This is a genomic window from Desulfoluna butyratoxydans, assembly GCF_900699765.1.
In the GTDB taxonomy this organism is placed as follows: domain Bacteria; phylum Desulfobacterota; class Desulfobacteria; order Desulfobacterales; family Desulfolunaceae; genus Desulfoluna; species Desulfoluna butyratoxydans.
In genome coordinates, this window is the sequence record NZ_CAADHO010000002.1 from 282294 (window position 1) to 303479 (window position 21186).

Sequence of the window (21186 nt, forward strand, 5' to 3'; positions counted from 1 at the left end):
ACATGTAAAAAGCCGATACTGCGATCCTTCCTGGCCTTGCCTTGCCGTCGGAACTGTAAACGCAGCCTTTGCCCCGCCCGGGGCGGCTGCAGTCTGACAATCTAACTTTTTACAATCCAAAATATATTTTATTATTGTAAAGCAATTGTAAAGAAAAAAACAGCGGAAGCCCCAATTGTCAGCCCGTGTTTTTTTCACGATTTCAATGAGGTATCTCAGGAATAGCGTTTCTTGACTTTGAGGGGTACAATGGCATACATGGTTTCGGGTACATGGATGCCCGGGCATCCCCAGTCCGCCCCTGATTCATCTTTCATCTTCTTTCCCAGGGAGTCCCCATGACACGCGCCGTTCCACGTCTCGTCGTATCAGCCCTTGCCCTCCTCCTGGCAGGGTTCTGCCTCTTTTCAGCCTCCCCTGTACGGGCCGACGTTCCGGTGTCGGCACCCGCAGAGAGCCCCGATCGCAAAGTCGATCAGCTCACGCGACTCCTCACCACCATGGACCAGGTTGAACGGGAGGTGGCAGAAGCCCAAAGCGTCCTTTCCAGCCCGGAAGCCCTGGGCAAAGAGGAGCGCTACCGAGCCCGTATCACCCGTCTCAGCGCCCGACTCACCGCCCTGGAGGAGGGATTTGAACAGCTGGCCACCGGCGTGGAAAAGTCCACGACGCCACAGGCGGGCGGAGCCAGTTCCTTTGAATGGAACACGGAGCTCAAAGAGCTTTTAGCCCCTCTGATCATGGAAATCAAGCACATGACGTCCCGTCCCCGGGAAATTCAGGGACTCCGCAGCACTCTGGAGGGTTACGACGAAGAACTCTCCCGCATTGCCACAGCCATGAAGAATATCACAGCCCTGCAGGCCAAGCCCAACCTCTCCCCGGCCCTGGCCCTTGAGCTGGACACCCTGGCCTCCAAATGGCGGCACCGTGAACAGGAGCTGATCTCCCTGAAGGGCCTGGCCGAGCTGAAGCTGGAGGAGAAGGAGGCCACCAAACGAACCCTGTCCGGGTCTTTCCAGGATGTGACCCGCCTCTTCTTCAAAAGCCGGGGCCGCAACCTCCTCATGGCCCTGGCCGTCCTCTTCGGCACCCTGTTTGCCATGGGAAAACTCAGGTCCGTCATCGAAAAACACAGCCGCCTCTACGGCAAGGCCCAGACCGTCTACGCCCGCATCTTTGACTTAAGCTACATGATCGTCACCATCACCGTTGCCCTCCTCTTCACCATAGGCTCCCTCTACCTGGTGAGCGACTGGGTCCTGCTCTCCATCCTGCTGATCCTTGTGTTCGGACTGGTCTGGACCTCCAAGGAGGCCATCCCCAAAGTGTGGGGCCAGGTCCGCATGCTCCTCAACCTGGGGGCGGTCCGCGAAGGAGAGCGCCTCATCTACCAGGGAGTCCCGTACAAAGTCACCAGCATCAACCTCTACTCGGAACTGGAAAACCAGGCCCTTCAGGGCGGCCGCCTGCGCCTGCCCCTGAAAGACCTCTTTGACCTGCGCTCCCGTCCCTGGCACCCTGACGAACCCTGGTTCCCCACCCTGAGTGGAGACTGGGTGCTCCTATCCGACACCACCCACGCCAAGGTGACGGTGCAGAGCCCCGATGTGGTGAACCTGCGCCTGTTGGGCGGAGCCATACGCCGGATCACCCCGGCAGAGTTCCTGTCCCTGGCCCCCACCAACCTCTCCCAGGGGTTCCGCCTGGAAGCCCGCTTCCGCCTGGATCCGTGCCACCGCACCGAAGCCGCCACCACCATCCCTGCTGCCCTTGAAAAAAGCCTCACCACGCGCTTCGCCGAAACCCGCTGGATCCCCGAGGACCTTTCCGTGCAATACCGTCGCACCCTCCCCTCATTCCTGGAACTCTCCGTCCTCGCCGACTTCCCCGGCTCCTGCGCCGAAGACCACCCCCTCATCGCCATGGCCCTGGAACAACACTGCCTGGAAACCGCCGCTTCCATGGCCTGGGACCTCCCCACCCACCGCATGGCCGTTCAGATGGTGCAGGGGAAAAGCTAAAAAAGCGTGCCTCCGGCGGGCAGGGGATACAGCCCCTGCACCCCAGGTTCGCAAATGCTCCGTCCCTTCGTTCCTCAGGGACGTCACATTTGCTGACGGGCTTTGCCCGTAGTCAGCGGCGTGGGGTATTCATGATTAAAATCCAGTCATGTAAATCGTTAAGTCCGTTTCATTCTTCTGGAAACACGATGAAGGACAATTCGAATTCGCTTCGCTCCTCAGAAAAAAGCCCAGAAACGTTCCCTGCGAGCTATGCCCGCCATAAACGCTGATGCGTTTTGCGTATTTCTTTACACGAGTCAAATACATCAAAAGGGGACACCCGGGTATTTGCGACGCTGGGGTTCAGTGGGTGCCTCCTTAGCGGCCGGAGGCTGGCCGGTTAAAGCTGATCATCAACGGATTACGGTAACGCATCCTGGCCCTCCAAGGCTTGTGGGATAGTGTGCACAAACCGCCAGCTTATGTATCGGGCGAAGCCCGAGCCGAAGGCGCGTGCGCATTTTTCTGAGGAACGAAGGAAAATGCGCACGCGCAATCAGCTTTCGAGGTGGCTCCACCTCGCCGCCGGAGGCATGGTTTTTCGAGCCACTTCGACCATAGAGGGCTTAGCGCATGGATTCCCCTTACCCGATCATGATGTCTTCTTCGGCCCAGCGATGGGGGGGAGCGATGTCGCGGCTGACGGCCACGGCAATGGCCATGGGGCCGAGGCGGCCGACAAACATAAGGAGGGTGACGCAGAGGCGACCCGGGGTGGAGAGGGTGGGGGTGACGCCCATGGAGAGTCCCACGGTGCCGAAGGCGCTGACGCTCTCAAAGAGGAGTTCAAGAAAGCGGCCGCGGCTCTGGGTGTGGGCAAGGCTCCCCATCTCGCTGGAGAGGAGCACCAGGGTACCGAGGATCACCACGGCAACGGACATCATCATGAGGTGGGTGGCTTTCTCCACGCTTTTGGCGGGGATGGTCCGGGAAAAGGCAGAGACGTGGGCAGCCCCTTTGAGGCGGCTCCGGCCCATGAGAAAAAGGGTGGCTGCGGTGGTGGTCTTGACACCGCCGCCGCAGGAGCCCGGCGAGGCGCCGATGAACATGAAGATCAGCGACAAAAAGAGGGTGCCGTTGGCCATGGATCCGAAATCAAGGGTGTTGAAGCCCGCGGTACGAAGGGTCACGGACTGAAAAAAGGCGGCCAGGAATTTTTCGTGCATGGGCAACGGGGCCAGGGTGTTGCGCCACTCCAGGAGCAGGGTGACCAGGGCCCCTGCAAGGAGGAGGATGGCCGAGGCCGTGACCACCAGGCGGGTATGGAGACTGAGGCGCTCCCAGCGCCAGCGCCCGGGACGAAGCCGCCCCTGGAGCTCTGAAACGGCCAAAAAGCCCAGGCCCCCTGCGATGATCAGAAAGGAAATGGTGCCGTTGACCAGAAGATCTCCCCGGAACCGGGTGAGGCTGTCCGGATAGAGGGCAAACCCGGCGTTGCAGAAGGCGCTGACGCTGTGGAACACCGAGAGCCACAGGGCACGGGCCGGGGTTGGAGAAACCGGGTAAAACCGGATAAAGAGAAAAAGTGCCCCCAGAAGCTCAATGATGACAGTCACCCGGATCACGGCCCGCAGGATATCAGCGGGGCTCTTTTTCCCGCTGTGGGTGAAGCTGTCCTGAATAATGAGGTTCCCGGCAAAGCCCACCCGTCCCCGGGCGCCCAGGATCAACAGGGTGGAGATGGTCATGATGCCCAGGCCCCCCAGCTGAATCAGGGCCAGGAGCACCCCCTGGCCGAAGAGGGTCAGGGTGGAGGCCACATCCAGCACCGAAAGGCCGGTGACACACCCGGCCGAGGTGGCGGTAAAAAGGGCATCCACAAAGGAGAGGGACCCCGTGCGGGACGAGGCGGGAAGCATCAGCAGCAAGGCGCCGATGGCGATCATGACCATAAAGGATAGGATGAGGCGGCGGGCCGGGGATTGAGCGCGAATCACCGCACGCCATGTGGGGGCAAGAGATTTCATGGCACCTTATGTACCAGAGTGCGGAAATCATGGCAATTGGTGACGTTCTGTTACTATTCAGTATTGCCTTCTATGGTTAAAGTGAGTTGAAAAATCAGGCCTCCGGCGGCGAGGTGAGCCACCTCGAAAGCTGATTGCCTTTGCGCTTCGTCCCTCGTTCCTCGGGCCAAAGCGCAAAGGCCTTCGACTCGGGCTTCGCCCGATACATAAGCTGATGGTTTGTCCGAGTTGCCCCACAAGCCTTGAAGGGCCAGGGCTCGTTATCGTAACCCGTTGAGTATCCGCTTTAACCAGACTGACTCCGGCGGGTCGGTTTACGAAGGAGAAAGAGCATTCCCGCCCTTAAGCTTCAGCTCTTTTTACCGCGCATGGGCGTTGCCATGGCCGGTCGGCGGCGATCCCCTTCGGCATAGCGCCGATCCTGGGAGACCCGTTTCTGGGCGGCTCGGCGCTCTCCTGCGGTGCGGCGGTCGATGGAAAGTTCCAGCACCTCCACCATGTCGGAGACCAGGTGGATGGTCAGGGCCTTCACCACCTTTTTGGGCAGCTCGGCCAGGTCCTTTTCATTCTGGCGCGGCAGAATCACGGTCTTGACCCCCACGCGATGGGCGGCCAGCACCTTCTCCTTGACCCCGCCCACGGGCAGCACCTTGCCCCTTAGGGTGATCTCTCCGGTCATGGCCAGGTTCTTTCTCACCACCCGGTTGATAAGAAGGGAGACCAGGGCCGTCATCATGGCCACCCCGGCCGAGGGGCCGTCCTTGGGAATGGCCCCTGCGGGCACATGGACATGCAGGTCGATGCCCTTGAAGATCTCGTCGTCGATGCCCAGGCCCCTGCTGTTGCTCCGCACAAAGGAGAGGGCGGTGCTCACCGACTCTTTCATGACGCTGCCCATCTGACCGGTGAGGTTCAGGCCCTTGTTCCCCTTCATGGCCGTCACCTCGATGTAGAGGATCTCGCCGCCTGCAGGGGTCCAGGCCAGGCCCATGACCACGCCGGGTACGCTGATGCGGTCGTTGACGTCGTGACTGAACTTTTCCGGGCCCAGGAACTTGGGCACGGTGACCACGTTGACGGCCACCTTCTCGGCCTCCTCCTGGGCAATGAGGGTGGCGGCCCCCCTGCACACCCCGGCCACTTCCCGCTCCAAATTCCGAAGGCCCGCCTCCCGGGTGTACCCGGAGATGATCTTTTTCACGGCCCCTTTGGTCATGGAAAAATTCCCGGCGGAAAGACCGTGGGCCCGACGCTGCTTGGGAATCAGGTAGCGGTTGGCGATCTTTACCTTCTCGTCATCGGTGTAGCCGGGCAGCTCCAGAACCTCCATGCGGTCGAGGAGGGCATGGGGAATGGTGTGGAGCACGTTGGCCGTGGTGATGAACATCACGTGGGAAAGATCAAAGGGCACGTCGAGGTAGTGGTCGGTGAAGGTGTGATTCTGCTCGGGGTCCAGCACCTCCAGGAGGGCCGATGAGGGATCTCCCTGGAAGCTGCTGCCGATCTTGTCCACCTCGTCCAGAACCACCACGGGATTGCGGGACCCCACACGCCGCAGCCCCTGGATGATCCGCCCGGGCAGCGCCCCCACGTAGGTCCGCCGGTGGCCACGGATCTCGGCCTCGTCCCGGACCCCGCCCACGGCGATGCGGATGAACTCCCGGCCCATGGCACGGGCCACGGAGCGCCCCAGGGAGGTCTTTCCCGTGCCCGGAGGTCCGGCAAGGCAGAGGATGGGCCCCTTGGAGGCCTGGGTGAGCTTGCGGACGGCCAGGTACTCTATGATGCGCTTCTTGGGCTTGCTCAGCCCGAAATGGTCATCGTCCAGCACCTTTTTCGCCCGCACGATGTCCAGGTTGTCCACGGTCTCCTCCTGCCAGGGCAGGGAGGTGGCCCACTCCAGGTAGGTGATGGCCACGGTGTACTCCGACGACGAAGGATGCATGCGCGCCAGGCGCGAGAGCTCCCGCTCCGCCTCCTTTTTCGCCTCTTCGGGCATGTTGGCCGCATCAATGCGGGCCCGGTATTCGGACACCTCGGCCGCGTTTTCCCCCTCTTCCCCCAGCTCCTCCTGCATGGCCTTGATCTGCTGGCGCAGGTAGAACTCCTTCTGCTTGTTGCTCATGTCCTCCTTGACCTGAGTCTGGATTCGGGTGCCGATCTCCAGGATCTCCAGCTGGTAGTTCACCAGCTCCGTCACTTTTTTCAAGCGATCCCGGACCCGGGAGAGCTCCAGCACCGCCTGCTTCTCCTCAAGCCCCACGTTGATGGTGGAGGTGATCATGTCCGCCAGGGTGCCGGGGTCGGGAATGGAACGGGCCATCTCCCCCAGCTCCTGGGGCAGGGCCGGGGTGAGCTTGACCACCTTCTGGTACTGGGTCAACAGGTTGGCCGCCATGGCCCCGGCCTCTTTGTCGTCCATGCGCGTGTCGTGGATCAACTCCACACCGGCGCGGAGAAAGGGCCTCTCCTGCACGTAGCCACGGGTCCCGAACCGACCCATACCCTGGACCATCATCTGGATCTTGCCGTCGTCCTCCCTGGCCATCTTAAGGATCATGGCCACCGTTCCCACCTGGTGGAGTTCCGAGGGGATGTGGCGCCCTTCGGGACTCTTTTTCTTGGACAGGAGCAGCCCGATGATCCGGCTTCCCTGCATGGCGTCTTCCACCAGATCCGAAGCGGCCCCTTCCGTGGCCTGGAGCGGCAGCACCATCTTGGGAAAAAGGGACACATCATAAACGGGGAGAATCGAGAGCTCTTCCGGGATCTCTTCAGGTGCCAGGGTCCCGCTGGAGAGTTCATTAATGGACATGGTCGCCTCCAAAATCAAGAACAGGGGAAAAGCACCCTGCGGGTTGTGTGACCCACCCCGGGAAATCAAACCGTTACGGGGGAGGATTTTACATGGCGTGTGGTGTGCATTGTCAGGTGGGTGTGCTATAACGCTCGACAAGGAAGAAGAGAATGAAGATAAAAAACGCGTGATCCGTTTTTCTGGGAGTTGCCGGCGGAAACGCCGGGACACGGCAGCGTAGAAAGCGACTGCCTGAAAGGGCTCCTGCCCAGGATTTCAAGCCAGCTCGCCACGGGTACCGCTTGCAATCAATCCGGCAACCATTGAGGTGACCACAGGACGCACTTCGACCTGCGGTGCTCATGGAACCAAAACAAAACCTTTGGGTTAGATTAAATCGCCGGGTTATCAATAAATACCACGTTCCCCGGATTGATGTAAAGGAAAGATGGGCCCAACCCCTCGCAACATAAGCACAATCCCATCGGGAGCCCGCCCCCCTTCGGTCATTCTGTCGGCCCACTATTTCCTCTACTTCGGCATGATGGGCATCTTCCTGCCCTTCTTCAACCTCTTCTGCCACAACATCGGCCTGTCCGGCTTTGAAATCGGGGCCATCAACTCCACCCGCACCGTGGTCATGGTCCTCTTCTCCATCCTCTGGGGGGCCCTGGCCGACCGCCTGGCCCTGAGGCGGCCCGTTTTCATCCTCACCAGCTTTCTAAGCGCCCTTGCCTTCGGAGGCTACCTCTTCACCGACACCTTTCTGCCCATGCTGGGCGTCACCGTGGTCTATGCCCTCTTCTTCGGCCCGGTCATCCCCTTTCTGGAAGCCTTCACCATGGAGGCCCTGAACCGCCCCGGCGCAGACCCCAACGCCTACGGCCGTATCCGGGCCTGGGGGTCCCTGAGCTTTATCGGGGTGGTCATGGTCATGGGCAGGGTCATGGAGATCAGTTCCACCCGCCTTGTGCCGCCCCTCATCCTCCTGGCCTCCCTGATGCTGGCCCTCTGCACCCCTGCCATGCCCAGGGACCTCTCTCCCCTGAAGCCCGCCGGGACATCGGAAATAAAAAGCCTTTTTAACCGCAGGACCCTGGGGTTCCTCCTGGCCAACTTTCTCATGCTGGCCGGCCACGGCACCTATTACGGGTTCTTCTCCATTCATCTGGAACAGACCGGATACGGCCCGGGATTCATCGGCCTGGCCTGGGCCCTGGCCACCCTTGCGGAGCTGGCTGTCATGACAGGCTCTTCCCGGATTTTCAAGCACCTGCCCATCCACCGGGCCCTCTGGATTGCCTGTCTCCTGGCGGCCCTCAGGTGGGTGGTGCTCTTTGCCTTCACCTCCCCGGCCGCCATTCTCCTGTCCCAGCTTCTCCATGCCGCCACCTACGCCCTGTTTCACATCGCCTGCATCCTCTACACGGACCGCCTCTCCACCCCCGGCAACCGCACCGTGGCCCAGGTGGCCAACAACGCCGTATCCTACGGCCTGGGGCTCATGGCAGGTTTTCTGGTCAACGGCTGGCTCTACGACCGTTACGGGGCCGGTCTCTTTCTCATGAGCGCCGGCATCTCCCTGGGGGCCGCGGCCCTGCTCTTTCTGGTCGCCTCCCGGTCCCCGCGCCCCTGACCCGCCACAACGGCCCGGGAAATGTCTACCTTTCAGACCCTTTTTCCCAGAAATTTACGGGCTCTTTTACCCCACCATTCCGGTATAGATTGGAGACAAACCTCAGCCCGCCACGCACCCCTAAAGGGCACAGAGAGGGAATAAAAACACGCCTTTCAAGCACCCAGCAACAGCCCTGAGGTACCATCACTCACAAAATGCTCTCTGCCCGACCTTTTTTACTCGAAAACTGCCCGGGTGGTAAAAAAAACATCGTTCCGATCCCCCTCCGGCAACTCGTCCTAAATGGGCACGATGACAGTAAGTATATGCAAGCAGGGTCGATTGCTGACCACGGGTCAAAGAAAAAACAATAATTTCACTATTGAAATGGGAAAAATATTTTTTTATATCCGTTTTTTACCCAGATTTTCATACGAGTGGAAAATTATGGCGGACGTTCTTGATTTTTTACTCACCAAGGGGGATAAAACACCATGGAACATGACTCAGGCAAAGGTAAGCAGGTTGTAAAGTCCATCGGCAAAGCCATGCAATTCTGGCGAAAACTGGAAGGCCATGACCAGAAGGACTTTTCTGAGGTGATCGGCACCTCTCGCTCGTATGTGGCCAAGCTGGAAAACGGCCACGTGGGTGTCTCCATCAATCGCATCGCTGAAATTGCGGAAGCCCTGGGCATCTCGCCTTACACCCTGATGCGCGGCGTACCCGAAAAGGAAGAACTTGAAGCCCTCCTGGACCTCTATACCGACGACGACCTGCGGGTCACCAAATCGGAGATGGAGGATCTCTTCTGCGAGCGGCTCCGCAACCACCGGGTCCCCAGGGAATATTACATCCATCTGCTGGAGCTCTTCCGCTCGGGAAAATACAACAGGGTCGCTTAAAGCGCCTTGGCCCGCCCGTCTCAGGGGCGGGACCCTTTTACACACACAAGCACTCGGCCCGGGACACCCGCCCCGGACCGACACCAAACGGCCGCCACGATGATATTCAATGGGCTCCGACACGACACCAAAGAAATTGGGGTCGGGCCCATTAGCACGGCAGCAGCCCGCAGATAACCGCGCAGCCTGCCCCCGTGCCCCTTCCCAGGCCCATCAGTCCACGGCCCGCCCCGCGGCAAAGCCCTGATGCACGGCATCAAAGGCCAGTGCGATGCCCCCGGCGTCTCCCACGACGTTACAGGGGATTCCCTTTGCTTTCACCACCCACTCAAACGGGTTTACCGGAACAGCCCCCGAGGCCAGGACCACGGTGTCTGCAGCCAGGACGACCATCTCTTCCCCGCACTGCACACGAACCCCCTCGTCGGTGATGGCAAGGGCCCGGGTGCCGGTCCGCACGGCAACACGGCTTCGTCTCATCTCCTGAAGCATCCCCCACCGCGAACTCTTCCCGATGTCCCGTCCCACGCTGTCTTCCATCTCGATGAGCACCACCTCCTTGGAACCCCGTGTGGCCAGGGCCCTTAAGGTCTCCGGGGACTCCCCGCCGTTGACCAGCAGGCACTTCACGGCCTCGGCCGAAAGCGTCCCCTTCTCCGCCAGGAAAAGGGCCGTCTCCACCCCCACGGCGCCCCCGCCCACAATCACCACCTGTTTCCCGGTACGGGCCCTTCCGGCCAGGACATCCCAGGCCTGCACCACCTGGGGACTCCCCACCCCGGGAATGGGAGGTGTCAACGGCTCCGCACCCGTGGCCAGAATGACATGGTCCGGCGTTTCCGCATCGATGAGTGCCTCGTCCACCACGGTGTTCAGCATCAGGCGGATGTCCGTGGCCGCCAGCTGGTTGGCCAGGTCCTCGGCCAGGGTCAGAAACTCGCGCCTTCCCGGAGGTGCCGCAGCCAGATGAAGCTGCCCGCCCAGGCGCGCCCCCTTTTCATAGAGGGTCACCACGTGGCCCTTTGCATGGGCCGAAAGGGCCGCGCTCATCCCGGCGGCACCCCCGCCGATCACCATGACGCGCCGGGGCTCGGCCGCCTTCAGGGGAGGGGTTTCCCACTCGTGCCCGGCCCGGGGGTTGCACAGGCACTCCACGTGCTTGAGTTTGAACAGGTTGTCAAAGCAGCCCTGGGCACAGGCAATGCAGTGGAGGATCTCCCCCTCCCGGCCGGTGCGGGCCTTTTCAGGGAGGTACGGATCGGCAATGAGGCTGCGGCCCATGGCCACCATGTCGCAGCACCCCTCGTCAATGAGCTCCCGGGCAACGGCCGGGTCGTTGATGCGATGGCTGGCGATGACGGGTACCCCCACCTTCTCTTTGACGTTGCGGGCAAGGTAGCCGTACATGCCCCGGGGCACATTGGGGGTAAGCTGGGGCACTCTGGCCTCGTGCCAGCCCCCCTTGACGCACAGGGCGTCGGCCCCCGTGGCCACCAGCTTCACGGCAAAGGACTCCAGCTCCTCCCGAGGGGTGCCCCCTTCCATAAAGTCGTTGTTGTCCAGGCGCACCAGAACCGGAAAATCATCTCCCACCCGCCCGCGGATGGCCGCAACAATCTCCAGGCCCAGGCGCATGCGATTCTCCGGGGAGCCCCCGTAGGCATCGTCCCGGGTGTTGGTCAGAGGCGAGAGGAACTCGCTGATGAGGTACCCGGTTCCGGCCAGGACCTCCACCGCATTGAACCCCGCCTGTTTCACGCGGGCCGCTGCGTCGGCAAAGGCGTTAATCACCGCGCGGATCCCCTCCGGGGTCAGGGCTTCGGGCACCTCGCCGGTCATGCGGGAGGCAATGGCCGACGGGGCCACCGGGCTCCTGCCCCCCATGAGCAGGGAGTGACTGTACCGCCCGGCGTGGTTGAGCTGCACGGCAGAGCAGGCCCCGTTGCCGTTGATGGCCGCGGCCAGCCGGGTAAGGCCGGGAAGGTGGGCATCCGAATGCGCACCGATGTACAGGGAGTTTCCGGATCGCTCGTCCACGGTGGCGTTTCCCACCACGATGAGGCCGGCCCCACCCTTGGCCCGCTCCGCATAAAATGCCACCAGGCGATCGCTCACCAGAAAATCCTCGCACATGCCCAGGTGCATGGCCGGAAGGCAGATGCGGTTCTTCAGCTCCAGCCCGTTGATGCGAATCGGTTCATATATCGGATCTCTCATGGGTCCCCCTTACTTAGGTCGGGCGTCATCCTCAGCGCCAAACAGGTCTTTTCGGTTCATGGAGCACCGGGCCTCACCTCGGTACGGTGCCCGGTGCAGATGTGGCCGCCCATTATTCGTATACGAACTATAAGCCCCCACGACGGCCCACCGGAGAGGCGCCGCCCTGCACCACACCCAAAAAACCTGGTTGATTCCACCCGTTACAGGAACATCAAGCGATCAAACGTGGATTTTCAGAAACAGAACACGCCCCTACATGGTTTGTGTACAAAGTATTTGCTTCCCATGTGACCTGTCAAGGGAAAAAGCCCCCGGCAACTAAAGAGTTACCGGAAGACGGCACTCCAGGGAGACGCGCTCTTCCGTCACCCGGGCTCGCCACGCCTCAATCTCCACCCCCTTGGACGCCACCTCCCGCAAGGCCCTGCCGTAAGCGGGGTCAATGTCGTCGGCCGGGGTAAAGCTCCGGGCGTCGGGACGCTGAATGAAAAAGAAGATCAAGCTGCGCTCCCCCTTGGCCTTAAGCTCGGCCAGGGTGAGCAGGTGCTTTTTCCCACGTTCCGTCACCGCATCGGGAAAGGCGGCCACCCCGTCCCTTACCAGGGTGCAGTTTTTCACCTCCACGTTGCAGGGGGGATGTCCCTCCTTGTAGAGGACCATGTCGAGGCGTGTCCCCTTGGCCACGGTCACCTCCCTGCGCAGGCTGTCGTAGCCGGCCAGGGCCGGCACGGCCCCGGCCTCGATGGCGCGGGACACCAACAGATTGGGGAGCAGGGTGTTGATGCCCACCAGGCAGTCCCCGGCCTCCACCAGCTCCCAGGAGTACGCATGCTTCCTCCGGGGGTTGTCGTGGTGGCTGAGCCAGACCCGGGAGCCGGGTTCCGCACACCCCTTCATGGACCCTGTGTTGTTGCAATGGGCCGTTACCAGGGTGCCGTCTTCCATGCGCACATCCACGAGAAACCGCTTGTAACGTTTCACAAGCACCCCGCAATACAGCTCGGGAAGTTCAACACATGCCCTGTTTTCCTCTTTTGACTCACCGGACACAGACCGTCCCATAATCCTCCAATACGGTTGTAAAACAAGATAAAATGCATTATGACTTATGCCTTAACGAACAGGCAGTTACGAGATGCCTGCCTGTTCCCCGAGCACGCGCCATTGACACACAATGTTACCGCTTCGGCTCACCTTCTCATCACCCCGGGCCGGCGTCAACACCCGAGGCAGCGGCCCGCAAAAACCCGGCGGGATCACCCGCCACCTCCGGCAAGGAGAGCCCCATGCCCCTATACAGCCTGAAAGAGCACAGCCCCTGCTGCCACCCCTCCGCGGTTCACCTGGCAGGTTCGGTGGTGGCCGGACGCGTCACCCTCGCCGAAGAGGCCTCCGTCTGGTTCAACACCGTCATCCGGGGAGACGGCGATGCCGTCACCATCGGCGCCCGCACCAACATCCAGGACCTGTGCATGCTCCACGTGGACCCGGGCTGCCCCCTTGCCGTGGGCGAAGAGGTAACCGTGGGCCACCGGGCCATCCTCCACGGCTGCACCATCGAGTCACGCTGCCTCATCGGCATGGGTGCCGTGGTGATGAACGGGGCCCGCGTGGGAACAGGCTCCATCATCGCCGCCGGGTCCGTTGTCCTGGAGCAGGCGGTGATTCCCCCTTTTTCCCTGGTGGCGGGAATGCCGGGAACCGTCAAGAAAACCCTCTCCGAGGAGGTGCTGGACGTGATCCGCGCCTCGGCCGAGATCTATGTGGAGAAATCCCGCATCTACGGCCAGCCCCGCCTCTTCAAACCCATGGAGTAAGGCATGAAGCCCCTTTCCGCAACCCTGGCAGGGCTTCAGCGCCACTGGGCTCCGATTCCCGCGGCCATGCAGGCCGATTTCAACACCCACGTGCGGCTCACCAACGCCAGGCGGCTCAACCTCGTGTTTGCCACGGTCATCGTGGCCACCACCGGCCTCTCTTCGTTCCGGGCCATCATGGCCCGCAGGCTCGGCCCCCCCGACCACCACAGCCTCTTTCTGGCCATGGGGGCGATAATCATCGCCACCGCCCTGACCCTGCTGCTGATCCATCGGCGCATTGACCACCGTAAAAAAGGGTGGCACGCCCCCTTTTTGCTGGGGATGACCGTCTTCAGCCTGGGCGGCACCCTCTCGGTGGTGGCGGGCGTGGAGTACGCTTCGGTGGGCGGAATCACCCGGTTTTACCTGACCATCTTCGGCCTCTGCACCGCCCTGATCCTTCCCCCCGGCCCCCTGATCCTCTCCTTTGCCTGGACCTTCACCTGCCTGCTGGCATCGGTCCGGATCACCCAGGGCTCCCTGAGCCCCTTTCTCCTTGAAAACATGCACCTCATCGGCCTCTTCCTGCTGGGCGGGGTGATCTCGCGCACCGTGGCCACCACCTTTATCCGGGACTACCTCCTCTTTCAGGAGGTCACCCGCTCCAATCAGGAACTCAGGCGGGAGATCCGCGAGCGGGAAAAGATTATGCGGCGGCTCTCCCGATCGGAGCGGGAGTTCAAAAACACCTTCAAATACGCCCCGGACGCATACATCCTCACCGACCCCAGCGGCAAGGTGAGCCGCGTCAACCGGGCGGCCCTGGAACTCATGGGCAGGACATCCAAAGGGGTCAAGCACAAGCGCCCCCATGAATTCAAGGTCCTCAAGGGCAACAACCTCTTCCAGGTGGAGCGCATGCTTCGCGAAACCCTCATCTGCGGCCGCTCAGGGCCCTGTGAACTGGAAAAGGTCTCCCTCAAGGGATTCAGGGACATTCACCTGGAGCTCCACGCCTCCATGCTCCACGTGGAGAACCGGGAGATGATCCTCATCATTGCCCGGGACATCACCCAGAGAAAGGAGGGGGAGGCGCTTCTGGAAGAGTCTCGACGGCGCCTGGAAGAGCGGGTCAGGGAGCGCACCGAAGAGCTGGAACACATCAACATCCGCCTCAAAGGGGAGATCAACGAACGCATCGCCACGGAAGCGGCCCTGGCCAAGGCCGAAACCCACTACCGGCTCCTGGTGGAGAACATGAACGAAGGCCTGGCCATTTTCGACGCCCAGGGACGCTTCACCTACATCAACGACTGCCTCTGCGCCATGACAGGCTACAGCCGGGAGACCCTCACCGGCAAACTGGGTTCCTTTGTCATGTCCCCGGAACCCCCGTCCCTTTCCAAGGAGAAACTCACCACCCAGGCCCGGGGGGACCGCACCTCCTACGAGGCCCGGCTCACCACGGCCTCGGGCAACACCCTTCACATCCAGATCTCACCGGAACCCCTTGTGGACAAGGAGGGCACCAACCGGGGAAGCTTTGTGGTGATCACCAACATCACCGACCTCAAGGCGGCGGAGCGCCAGATCCGCACCCTCTCCCAGGAGCTTATCAAGGCCCAGGAAAACGAGCGCCAGCGCATTGCACGGGACCTCCACGACAACGTGGCCCAGAACCTGGCCACCCTGAAGATCGGCTGGGACACCCTCCTGGACGGCCTCACCGAGACCACCCCCGTCCTCCTGGAAAAAACACGGGCCCTGTCTCGGCTGCTGCGGGGCTCCATCGACAGCATCCGGGGCCTGGCCTACAACCTCCAGCCCCCGGAGCTGGAACAGCTGGGCCTCATCACGGCCATCAGGCGTTACTGCGAAGAGCAGACCACCCACTTCAACCTGCCCATCGACCTGTTCACCGCAGGGGTCCAGGAACTCAAGCTCTCCTACGACACCCAGATCAACCTCTACCGCCTGGTGCAGGAGGCCCTCTCCAACGTGCGCAAGCATGCGGACGCCACCCGGGTGACCATCCGCCTCACCGCGTCCCACCCCCGCCTTATCTTAAACGTGGAGGACAACGGCATGGGGTTTGTGGTCAACGAACGCCTCACCGAAGCGGTCAATGAAAAGCGCATGGGGGTTCGAAGCATGGAAGAACGCGTGAGCCTCCTTAAGGGCACCATGAGGCTGACCTCGTCTTTGGGGGCGGGCACGCGCCTGCGCATCGAGGTGCCTGCCGAGCGCAACGTCCGGGAGCGCCCCGTGGCCTGAGGGGCTCGACAGGAAAGCCCCGGCGGTGGTACACTTTTGGCTCAACCACCACACGCCCAACGGGCAAAAAAGGACCCCGACATGAACAAGCTCCAGTTTAACGACGAACTCCTCTCTTTTATCGGCGCGTCTCCCACCCCCTACCATGCCGTGGCCCTTCTGGTGAGCCTCTTTGAAGAAAACGGCTTTGAGCGGCTCCACGAGGCAGACCGATGGGAGCTGCGCCCCGGAAAGCGCTACGTGGTCACCCGAAACGACTCCTCCCTCATCGCCTTCACCACGGGCCGCAGCCCCTTTTGCGACACAGGCCTCTCCATGGCCGGTGCCCATACGGACAGCCCCTGCCTGAAGGTAAAGCCCGCCCCCGACATGCAAAACAACGGCGGCAACCGCCTGGGGGTGGAGGTGTACGGAAGCCCCCTGCTCACCACCTGGTTCGACAGGGACCTCTCCCTGGCCGGGCGGGTAAGCACCACCCGGGACGGCGAAAAGAATCCCCGGGTGGAGCAGACCCTCATCGACCTGAAACGCCCGGTGGCCGTTATCCCCAACCTGGCCATCCACCTGGACCGAAACGCCAACAAGCAAAGGCAGGTCAACCCCCAGACCGAACTGCCCCCCCTCACGGCCCTTCCGGGAGAGCTTCCGGGGGACCTCCGCGCCCTGCTGCAAAAGGAGCTGGCCACCATGGAGATCGTCGTGGACAGCAGCTCCATCCTGGAATACGAGCTCTCCCTTTACGATGCCCAGCCCCCGGCCTTCCTGGGCTGGGACCGGGAGTTCATCACCGGAGCCCGCATCGACAACCTGCTCTCCTGCTTCACCCTGGCCCACGCCATGGTGGGGGCCACGGACGAAGCGCCCAGCCTGGTGGTGTTCAATGATCATGAAGAGGTAGGAAGCCACACCCCGGCCGGGGCGGGCGGAAACTTTCTGGTGCAGGTCTTAGAGCGGCTTATCCCGGACCCGGAAGAACGGGCCATGGCATCGGCCCGCTCCCTGATGGTCTCTTCGGACAACGCCCATGCCGTCCATCCGGCGCACCCGCAAAAATACGACCCCGACCACAGCCCCCGCCTCAACCGGGGCCCGGTGATCAAATACAACGCCAGCCAGCGCTACGCCACGTCAAGCGCCACGGCAGCGTACTTCAAAGAGATCTGCCGACGCACCGGGGTCCCGGTCCAGGCCTTTGCCATGAGAAACGACATGCCCTGCGGCACCACCATCGGCCCCCTGACAGCCGCTGCCACCGGTATCCCGACCTTAGATGTCGGGGTGCCCATGCTGGCCATGCACTCCATCCGGGAAACCGCCGGGTGCGAGGACGCCTTTTACCTGTACCGGGCCATGACCGAATTTTTTCAAACCAGGGCGTAACCCTTCAGCGCCCAATGGCCTCCGGCGGGTCGCTTTTTTGACAAAAAGCTCCGAAAAAAACGTTCCGAAAGATTAGAACTGTCAAAATCGCTGAAATTCATCAAGGCCTGTTTGTCAAACTTTTCAAAAGTTTGGCCCCGGCAAGGCCGCCGGAGGCAAACACAAGCGGAATAGTTACGAAAATTTTATCAAAAAGAGCCCCGCCCGAGGCAACGGAATCGTTACGCACAGACGTGATACAGTGGATCTACAGGGAAAAAAAGCGTGTGTGGGGAAAAGAGAGGTTTCCGGAGAATTCACAGGCGGGCCCGCGCCCAGACAAAACAGTGCCACACGCGTGGGCGACGAAACCCTTGCGTGCTTTGGTTCAGGAGAGAGTTATGGCGTTTGGAAGACGCGGACCCCGGCCTGTGAAACCGGATATGCAATACAAAAGCAGAGCATACTATATATGAATACGACGGCCATGGTGGCATCGCCCAAATGGGGCAAAACCGGCACATCATATGGGTGAAGTGAAACCGTTTTCAGGATTTTTACACAAAAAAAAACCCAAAAAGAAGAGAAATGTGGCGTCCCCAAGGGGATTTGAACCCCTGTCGCCGGCGTGAAAGGCCGGTGTCCTGGACCAGGCTAGACGATGGGGACGCAAAGATTTCTTTTCTCTTTCAGGTTTGTGGCGGGAGTGACGAGACTCGAACTCGCGGCCTCCAGCGTGACAGGCTGGCGTTCTAACCAAACTGAACTACACCCCCGCAACCTAAAAAGGTTGTCAGGTGGTGCCCAGGGGCGGAATCGAACCACCGACACGGGGATTTTCAGTCCCCTGCTCTACCGACTGAGCTACCTGGGCTCACCAAACGAGAGAAGGTTTAAAGAAATTTGCTTATGGTGTCAACCAAAAGCTGCGCTTTTCCCGTAAAAAAGTGACCCTCCAATTAAAAACAACATGATTGCGCCCGGTTACCACACAAAGAATTTTACGACCTCAAGGCCTCTCGGCCCCTAACGCCGGAGGTTTCCGGCGATTGGTACCCCACGCCAACACGCCCTGCGTCACCCACCAGGGAACATGCCTGTTTCGCAACGCCCCTTGTCCGGGAACGCCCATCCCCGGACAAGGAAAAAAGCGGATGGGCGACGCCCCTGCTCCATGGTCCTTCGGCCGGAGGCGCCCAAGAGGCCGCCTTTGGGTTAATGAAGGCCAAATCCATTTTTTTTGGATTTTGGGGTTGACTCTGCAGGAGGGATGGGGGTATATAGTCTCCCGTGCTGAGCGGGAATAACTCAGTGGTAGAGTGCAACCTTGCCAAGGTTGACGTCGCGAGTTCAAATCTCGTTTCCCGCTCCAACATGACGATACAGCCCCCGGATCCGCAAGGATACGGGGGCTTTTTTGTTTTGGCCCTGCGCCCTTTGCCCCCCGCTGCCGTCCCATGCTCCGAAGGCCCCTTTCCCTGAGCCCCCCGACCTGTGATATAAAAGACATTCCGGTACCGGCATCCCGGTCCCCCAAAGCAACGCACCCTCATTATTTATGGAGACGCCAATGGAAACCCAGGTATTCAACGCACAGGATAAAGAGGCAAAAACCTTTGACAACGGACCGGCCAAAGGGGTCACCGGACGCATCCTCATCGGCCGGGAAACAGGGGCCGAAAACTTCTGCATGCGCCTGTTTGAGCTGGCCCCGGAGGGCCACACCCCCAGCCACACCCACGACTGGGAACACGAAATCTTCTTCCACGAAGGCTGCGGGGAGGTCCTGGCCAACGGCACCTGGACCCCCGTTAAAAAAGGATCCGTGGCCTTTGTACCCGGCGGCGCACCCCACCAGATCCGAAACACCGGCACCTCTCCCCTGACCTTCGTCTGCCTCGTCCCCAAAGGCGCGCCCGAGCTTTAAAAAAAGCATGCCTCCGGCGGCGAGGTGAGCCACCTCGAAAGCTGATTGCCGTTGCGTTTTGTCCCTCGTTCCTCGGGCCAAATCGCAACGGGCTTCGCCCGAAACATATGCTGGTGGTTTTTACGAGCGATACGACAAGCCTTGGTTACCGGTGCGAAAAATGATGCTACCGGAAAGTTTTTGCGGAGCTTTTTTCAAAAAGCGACCCGCCGGAGGCCTATTAATACCCCAGTTCTTCGCCCACGACGAGGACGGTGACGTCGGTGAGCATGGGTTTGCGGTGAAGGATGGTGGTGATGTTGCAGATGCGCATGGGGGCGTTGCAGTCGGAGCAGACGCCGGTGACGGCGCAGGGGGTTTCCACGCCAAGGCTCTTGGCGCGCATGGGGGCGGCCACCTCCCGAATGCGGCGCAGGGCCCCGTGAAGATCCGGGGCGATCTTGTTGGTACCGGCCACCACCACCACGCGGGATGGGCCGAAGGCCATGGCGCTGGTACGGTTACCGATGCCGTCCACGTTGATGATCTCCCCGGTCTCGCTCAAGGCGTTGGCGCTGGTAAAAAACAGGTCGCAGCCCAGCTGACCCTTTCGCATGGCCAGGGTCTCGTCATAGGAGAGGTCGGGCCTGTGGTGATCAAAGAGGGTCTTGCCCATCTCTGCTGCCAGGGTGTGCAGGCCCAGGGACCGGACAGTATCCGAACCGCCGAAGCCTACGGTGGCGGCAGCGTCCAGCAGGGGCTTCACATGTTGGGTCACCTCCGCCCCGCTCTCCAGAAAATGGGCATCAAACCGGTGCTTGGCAAGATTCTCCACGCAGCGGTGGGCCCGCCGCTCCAGCAGCCATGATTTTTCCTCTGAGGTCATGGGTCTCTCCTTTCCATCAAGGGTCTCGTCGTTGTCAGGGCATCTTCAGGGTCACGGTGCGGCGCACGCGGTAGACGGCCCCTGTGGGCGTGAGCCGGCTCTCATACAGGCAGACCCGGTCCATCTCCCACGCAAGGGGCATGATACGCCCACGGGCAAGTCCGGGCAAGGAAGCGCCCGGATTTCGCACGCGGCCCAGGGTCACATGGGGCGTAAAACCTCGTTTCTCCCGGGCCACACCCTCCCCAAGGGCCCACTCCTCCACGCATTCAGCCAGCTGCAGCAAAGGCTCTCCCCCCGTCACCCCTGCGGCCACAACACGGGGCCGACGGGCTCCGGGCAGCAGGAGCAGCCCGTCCACACGGGCCGCCAGAGCGGGCCACCCCGCAAGGACCCGGGCAAGCCCCTGGGAAAAACCGTCCACGCGCCCGCAGGGCACGGCCCCGATAAACTTAACGGTCAGATGAAGGTTTGCCTCGGGCACCCACCGCACCGCGTTTCCGGGAACGGCCAGGGCCTTCCGGGCAGCCAACAGGTGCCTTCGCACCCCGGTGGCCAGGGGGATCCCCACAAACAGGCGACACATCGATTCATGGGCCATGGCAGCTCCTGCCTCAGGGAAGGGGCAGCCCTTTTCCCCTGGGCTCTTCCAGGACCAGGTAGCCCTCATCGTCCATGTCGGGATAGGGTTTGCCCTGCTTTTTATAATAAGGAACCAGCCGGGGGTAGCCCCACTCAAACAGCAGGGTCCGGTAGGTCTCGTCGTCCATGGAGCGCTCGTCGTACATCCCCTTTTCCTGGCGCTGCCTCTGGGCTTCGTACAGGATCAGGGCCGTGGCCACGGAAACATTGAGGGACTGCACCATGCCCAGCATGGGCACGATGATGGAGCCGTCGGCCTTTTCCACGGCTTCGTCGGTGATGCCTTCCAGTTCTGCTCCCACCACAAGGGCTGTGGGCTGGGTAAAATCCACGGAGCGAAAATCCACGGCCTCCTCGTCAAAATGGGCGCAGAGAATGCGAAACCCCTTGCTCCTCAAGTGGCCGTAGGCCTCATCCACGCTGCCGTGGCGCCTGACCCCCACCCACTTCCGGCTCCCGCTGGCCGCCCTGGGCCGCAGCACCACATCCTGCATCTCGCTGATGGCATGGGTCTCAAACACCCCCACCGCGTCGCAGCTCCGCGCCACCGCCGCCAGGTTGTGGGGCTTGTGCACATTCTCCATCACCACGGTCAGATCCATCTGACGACTCGTGAGGATGGCCTTTAACTTTTCAAAACGTTCCGGTGTCATCCGCGTTGTTCCATTTCATATCCATGTAACCATTCAGCCCGGTACAGCCCTCTTTGGTCAACGTTGCAAAAAACCGCCTCCGGCGGGTCGCTTA

13 protein-coding genes, 4 tRNA genes and 1 pseudogene are annotated in these 21186 nt (G+C 61.3%); 8 read left to right on the forward strand and 10 right to left on the reverse strand.

What is annotated here, in order from left to right; translation table 11 throughout:
• The first annotated feature begins 338 nt into the window (after positions 1-338).
• Positions 339-2024 carry an AAA family ATPase gene (locus MSL71_RS06350; protein ID WP_180137942.1) on the forward strand — a complete coding sequence of 562 codons (1686 nt, stop codon included), beginning with the start codon at positions 339-341 and terminating at the stop codon, positions 2022-2024.
• A 626-nt stretch (positions 2025-2650) separates the two neighbouring features.
• On the opposite strand, the gene MSL71_RS06355 is transcribed toward MSL71_RS06350, so the two are convergent.
• Positions 2651-4033: a TrkH family potassium uptake protein gene (locus MSL71_RS06355; RefSeq protein WP_180137944.1), complete on the reverse strand. Its 1383-nt coding sequence runs from the start codon at positions 4031-4033 to the stop codon at positions 2651-2653.
• A 349-nt stretch (positions 4034-4382) separates the two neighbouring features.
• Entirely contained in the window at positions 4383-6848 is a 2466-nt protein-coding gene (gene lon, locus MSL71_RS06360; protein WP_180137946.1) for an endopeptidase La, read from the reverse strand.
• Between the two features lie 430 nt (positions 6849-7278).
• Between lon and MSL71_RS06365 the strand changes: the two genes are divergently transcribed.
• Both MSL71_RS06365 and MSL71_RS06370 read left to right on the forward strand, forming a co-directional pair.
• The gene (locus MSL71_RS06365) at positions 7279-8466 is read left to right on the forward strand and encodes an MFS transporter (RefSeq protein ID WP_180137949.1); all 1188 of its coding nucleotides are present in this window, start codon (positions 7279-7281) and stop codon (positions 8464-8466) included.
• A 476-nt stretch (positions 8467-8942) separates the two neighbouring features.
• Positions 8943-9353, forward strand: coding sequence for a helix-turn-helix domain-containing protein (locus tag MSL71_RS06370; protein ID WP_180137950.1), 411 nt, complete (start codon positions 8943-8945; stop codon positions 9351-9353).
• Between the two features lie 213 nt (positions 9354-9566).
• Here MSL71_RS06370 and MSL71_RS06375 read toward each other — a convergent pair whose 3' ends face one another.
• A complete protein-coding gene (locus MSL71_RS06375) occupies positions 9567-11570 on the reverse strand; it encodes an oxidoreductase (protein ID WP_180137952.1) in 2004 nt (667 codons plus the stop codon).
• A gap of 321 nt (positions 11571-11891) precedes the next feature.
• Positions 11892-12635: a DNA/RNA nuclease SfsA gene (gene sfsA, locus MSL71_RS06380; protein WP_180137953.1), complete on the reverse strand. Its 744-nt coding sequence runs from the start codon at positions 12633-12635 to the stop codon at positions 11892-11894.
• Between the two features lie 224 nt (positions 12636-12859).
• On the opposite strand from sfsA, the gene MSL71_RS06385 reads away from it, so the two are divergent.
• The 3 genes from MSL71_RS06385 to MSL71_RS06395 all read left to right on the forward strand — a co-directional run bounded on the left by MSL71_RS06385 (position 12860) and on the right by MSL71_RS06395 (position 17026).
• Entirely contained in the window at positions 12860-13390 is a 531-nt protein-coding gene (locus MSL71_RS06385; RefSeq protein ID WP_180137954.1) for a gamma carbonic anhydrase family protein, read from the forward strand.
• A gap of 3 nt (positions 13391-13393) precedes the next feature.
• Positions 13394-15646: a PAS domain-containing sensor histidine kinase gene (locus MSL71_RS06390; RefSeq protein ID WP_180137955.1), complete on the forward strand. Its 2253-nt coding sequence runs from the start codon at positions 13394-13396 to the stop codon at positions 15644-15646.
• An 81-nt stretch (positions 15647-15727) separates the two neighbouring features.
• Complete coding sequence (locus MSL71_RS06395) at positions 15728-17026, forward strand: M18 family aminopeptidase (protein WP_180137956.1); 1299 nt, start codon at positions 15728-15730, stop codon at positions 17024-17026.
• Between the two features lie 570 nt (positions 17027-17596).
• Here MSL71_RS06395 and MSL71_RS06400 read toward each other — a convergent pair.
• The 3 genes from MSL71_RS06400 to MSL71_RS06410 form a co-directional block, all read right to left on the reverse strand.
• A tRNA-Glu gene (locus tag MSL71_RS06400) sits at positions 17597-17674 on the reverse strand.
• 29 nt (positions 17675-17703) lie between these two features.
• Positions 17704-17781: transfer RNA gene (locus tag MSL71_RS06405), tRNA-Asp, on the reverse strand.
• A 22-nt stretch (positions 17782-17803) separates the two neighbouring features.
• A tRNA-Phe gene (locus MSL71_RS06410) sits at positions 17804-17879 on the reverse strand.
• Positions 17880-18302: 423 nt separating this feature from the next.
• On the opposite strand from MSL71_RS06410, the gene MSL71_RS06415 reads away from it, so the two are divergent.
• Together MSL71_RS06415 and MSL71_RS06420 are read left to right on the forward strand one after the other, a co-directional pair.
• Positions 18303-18377: transfer RNA gene (locus MSL71_RS06415), tRNA-Gly, on the forward strand.
• A 198-nt stretch (positions 18378-18575) separates the two neighbouring features.
• Complete coding sequence (locus tag MSL71_RS06420; protein WP_180137957.1) at positions 18576-18932, forward strand: cupin domain-containing protein; 357 nt, start codon at positions 18576-18578, stop codon at positions 18930-18932.
• Positions 18933-19152: 220 nt separating this feature from the next.
• Here the strand turns inward: MSL71_RS06420 and MSL71_RS06425 are convergent, their stop codons facing one another.
• The 3 genes and pseudogenes from MSL71_RS06425 to trmH form a co-directional block, all read right to left on the reverse strand.
• Positions 19153-19797, reverse strand: a complete 645-nt coding sequence (locus MSL71_RS06425) for a lactate utilization protein (RefSeq protein WP_180137958.1) — start codon at positions 19795-19797, stop codon at positions 19153-19155.
• Positions 19798-19831: 34 nt separating this feature from the next.
• Positions 19832-20398: an RNA 2',3'-cyclic phosphodiesterase gene (gene thpR / locus MSL71_RS06430; RefSeq protein ID WP_180137959.1), complete on the reverse strand. Its 567-nt coding sequence runs from the start codon at positions 20396-20398 to the stop codon at positions 19832-19834.
• A gap of 109 nt (positions 20399-20507) precedes the next feature.
• Positions 20508-21092 (reverse strand): annotated as a pseudogene (gene trmH, locus MSL71_RS06435) (tRNA (guanosine(18)-2'-O)-methyltransferase TrmH); the annotation flags it as partial.
• Positions 21093-21186: the final 94 nt, after the last annotated feature.

What these genes read in the sequence shown, in the direction of transcription:
- MSL71_RS06350 (WP_180137942.1), top strand. Translation starts at nt 339, where the DNA reads ATGACACGCGCCGTTCCACGTCTCGTCGTATCAGCCCTTGCCCTCCTC.
- MSL71_RS06355 (WP_180137944.1), bottom strand. Translation starts at nt 4,033, where the DNA reads ATGAAATCTCTTGCCCCCACATGGCGTGCGGTGATTCGCGCTCAATCC.
- lon (WP_180137946.1), bottom strand. Translation starts at nt 6,848, where the DNA reads ATGTCCATTAATGAACTCTCCAGCGGGACCCTGGCACCTGAAGAGATC.
- MSL71_RS06365 (WP_180137949.1), top strand. Translation starts at nt 7,279, where the DNA reads ATGGGCCCAACCCCTCGCAACATAAGCACAATCCCATCGGGAGCCCGC.
- MSL71_RS06370 (WP_180137950.1), top strand. Translation starts at nt 8,943, where the DNA reads ATGGAACATGACTCAGGCAAAGGTAAGCAGGTTGTAAAGTCCATCGGC.
- MSL71_RS06375 (WP_180137952.1), bottom strand. Translation starts at nt 11,570, where the DNA reads ATGAGAGATCCGATATATGAACCGATTCGCATCAACGGGCTGGAGCTG.
- sfsA (WP_180137953.1), bottom strand. Translation starts at nt 12,635, where the DNA reads ATGGGACGGTCTGTGTCCGGTGAGTCAAAAGAGGAAAACAGGGCATGT.
- MSL71_RS06385 (WP_180137954.1), top strand. Translation starts at nt 12,860, where the DNA reads ATGCCCCTATACAGCCTGAAAGAGCACAGCCCCTGCTGCCACCCCTCC.
- MSL71_RS06390 (WP_180137955.1), top strand. Translation starts at nt 13,394, where the DNA reads ATGAAGCCCCTTTCCGCAACCCTGGCAGGGCTTCAGCGCCACTGGGCT.
- MSL71_RS06395 (WP_180137956.1), top strand. Translation starts at nt 15,728, where the DNA reads ATGAACAAGCTCCAGTTTAACGACGAACTCCTCTCTTTTATCGGCGCG.
- MSL71_RS06420 (WP_180137957.1), top strand. Translation starts at nt 18,576, where the DNA reads ATGGAAACCCAGGTATTCAACGCACAGGATAAAGAGGCAAAAACCTTT.
- MSL71_RS06425 (WP_180137958.1), bottom strand. Translation starts at nt 19,797, where the DNA reads ATGACCTCAGAGGAAAAATCATGGCTGCTGGAGCGGCGGGCCCACCGC.
- thpR (WP_180137959.1), bottom strand. Translation starts at nt 20,398, where the DNA reads ATGGCCCATGAATCGATGTGTCGCCTGTTTGTGGGGATCCCCCTGGCC.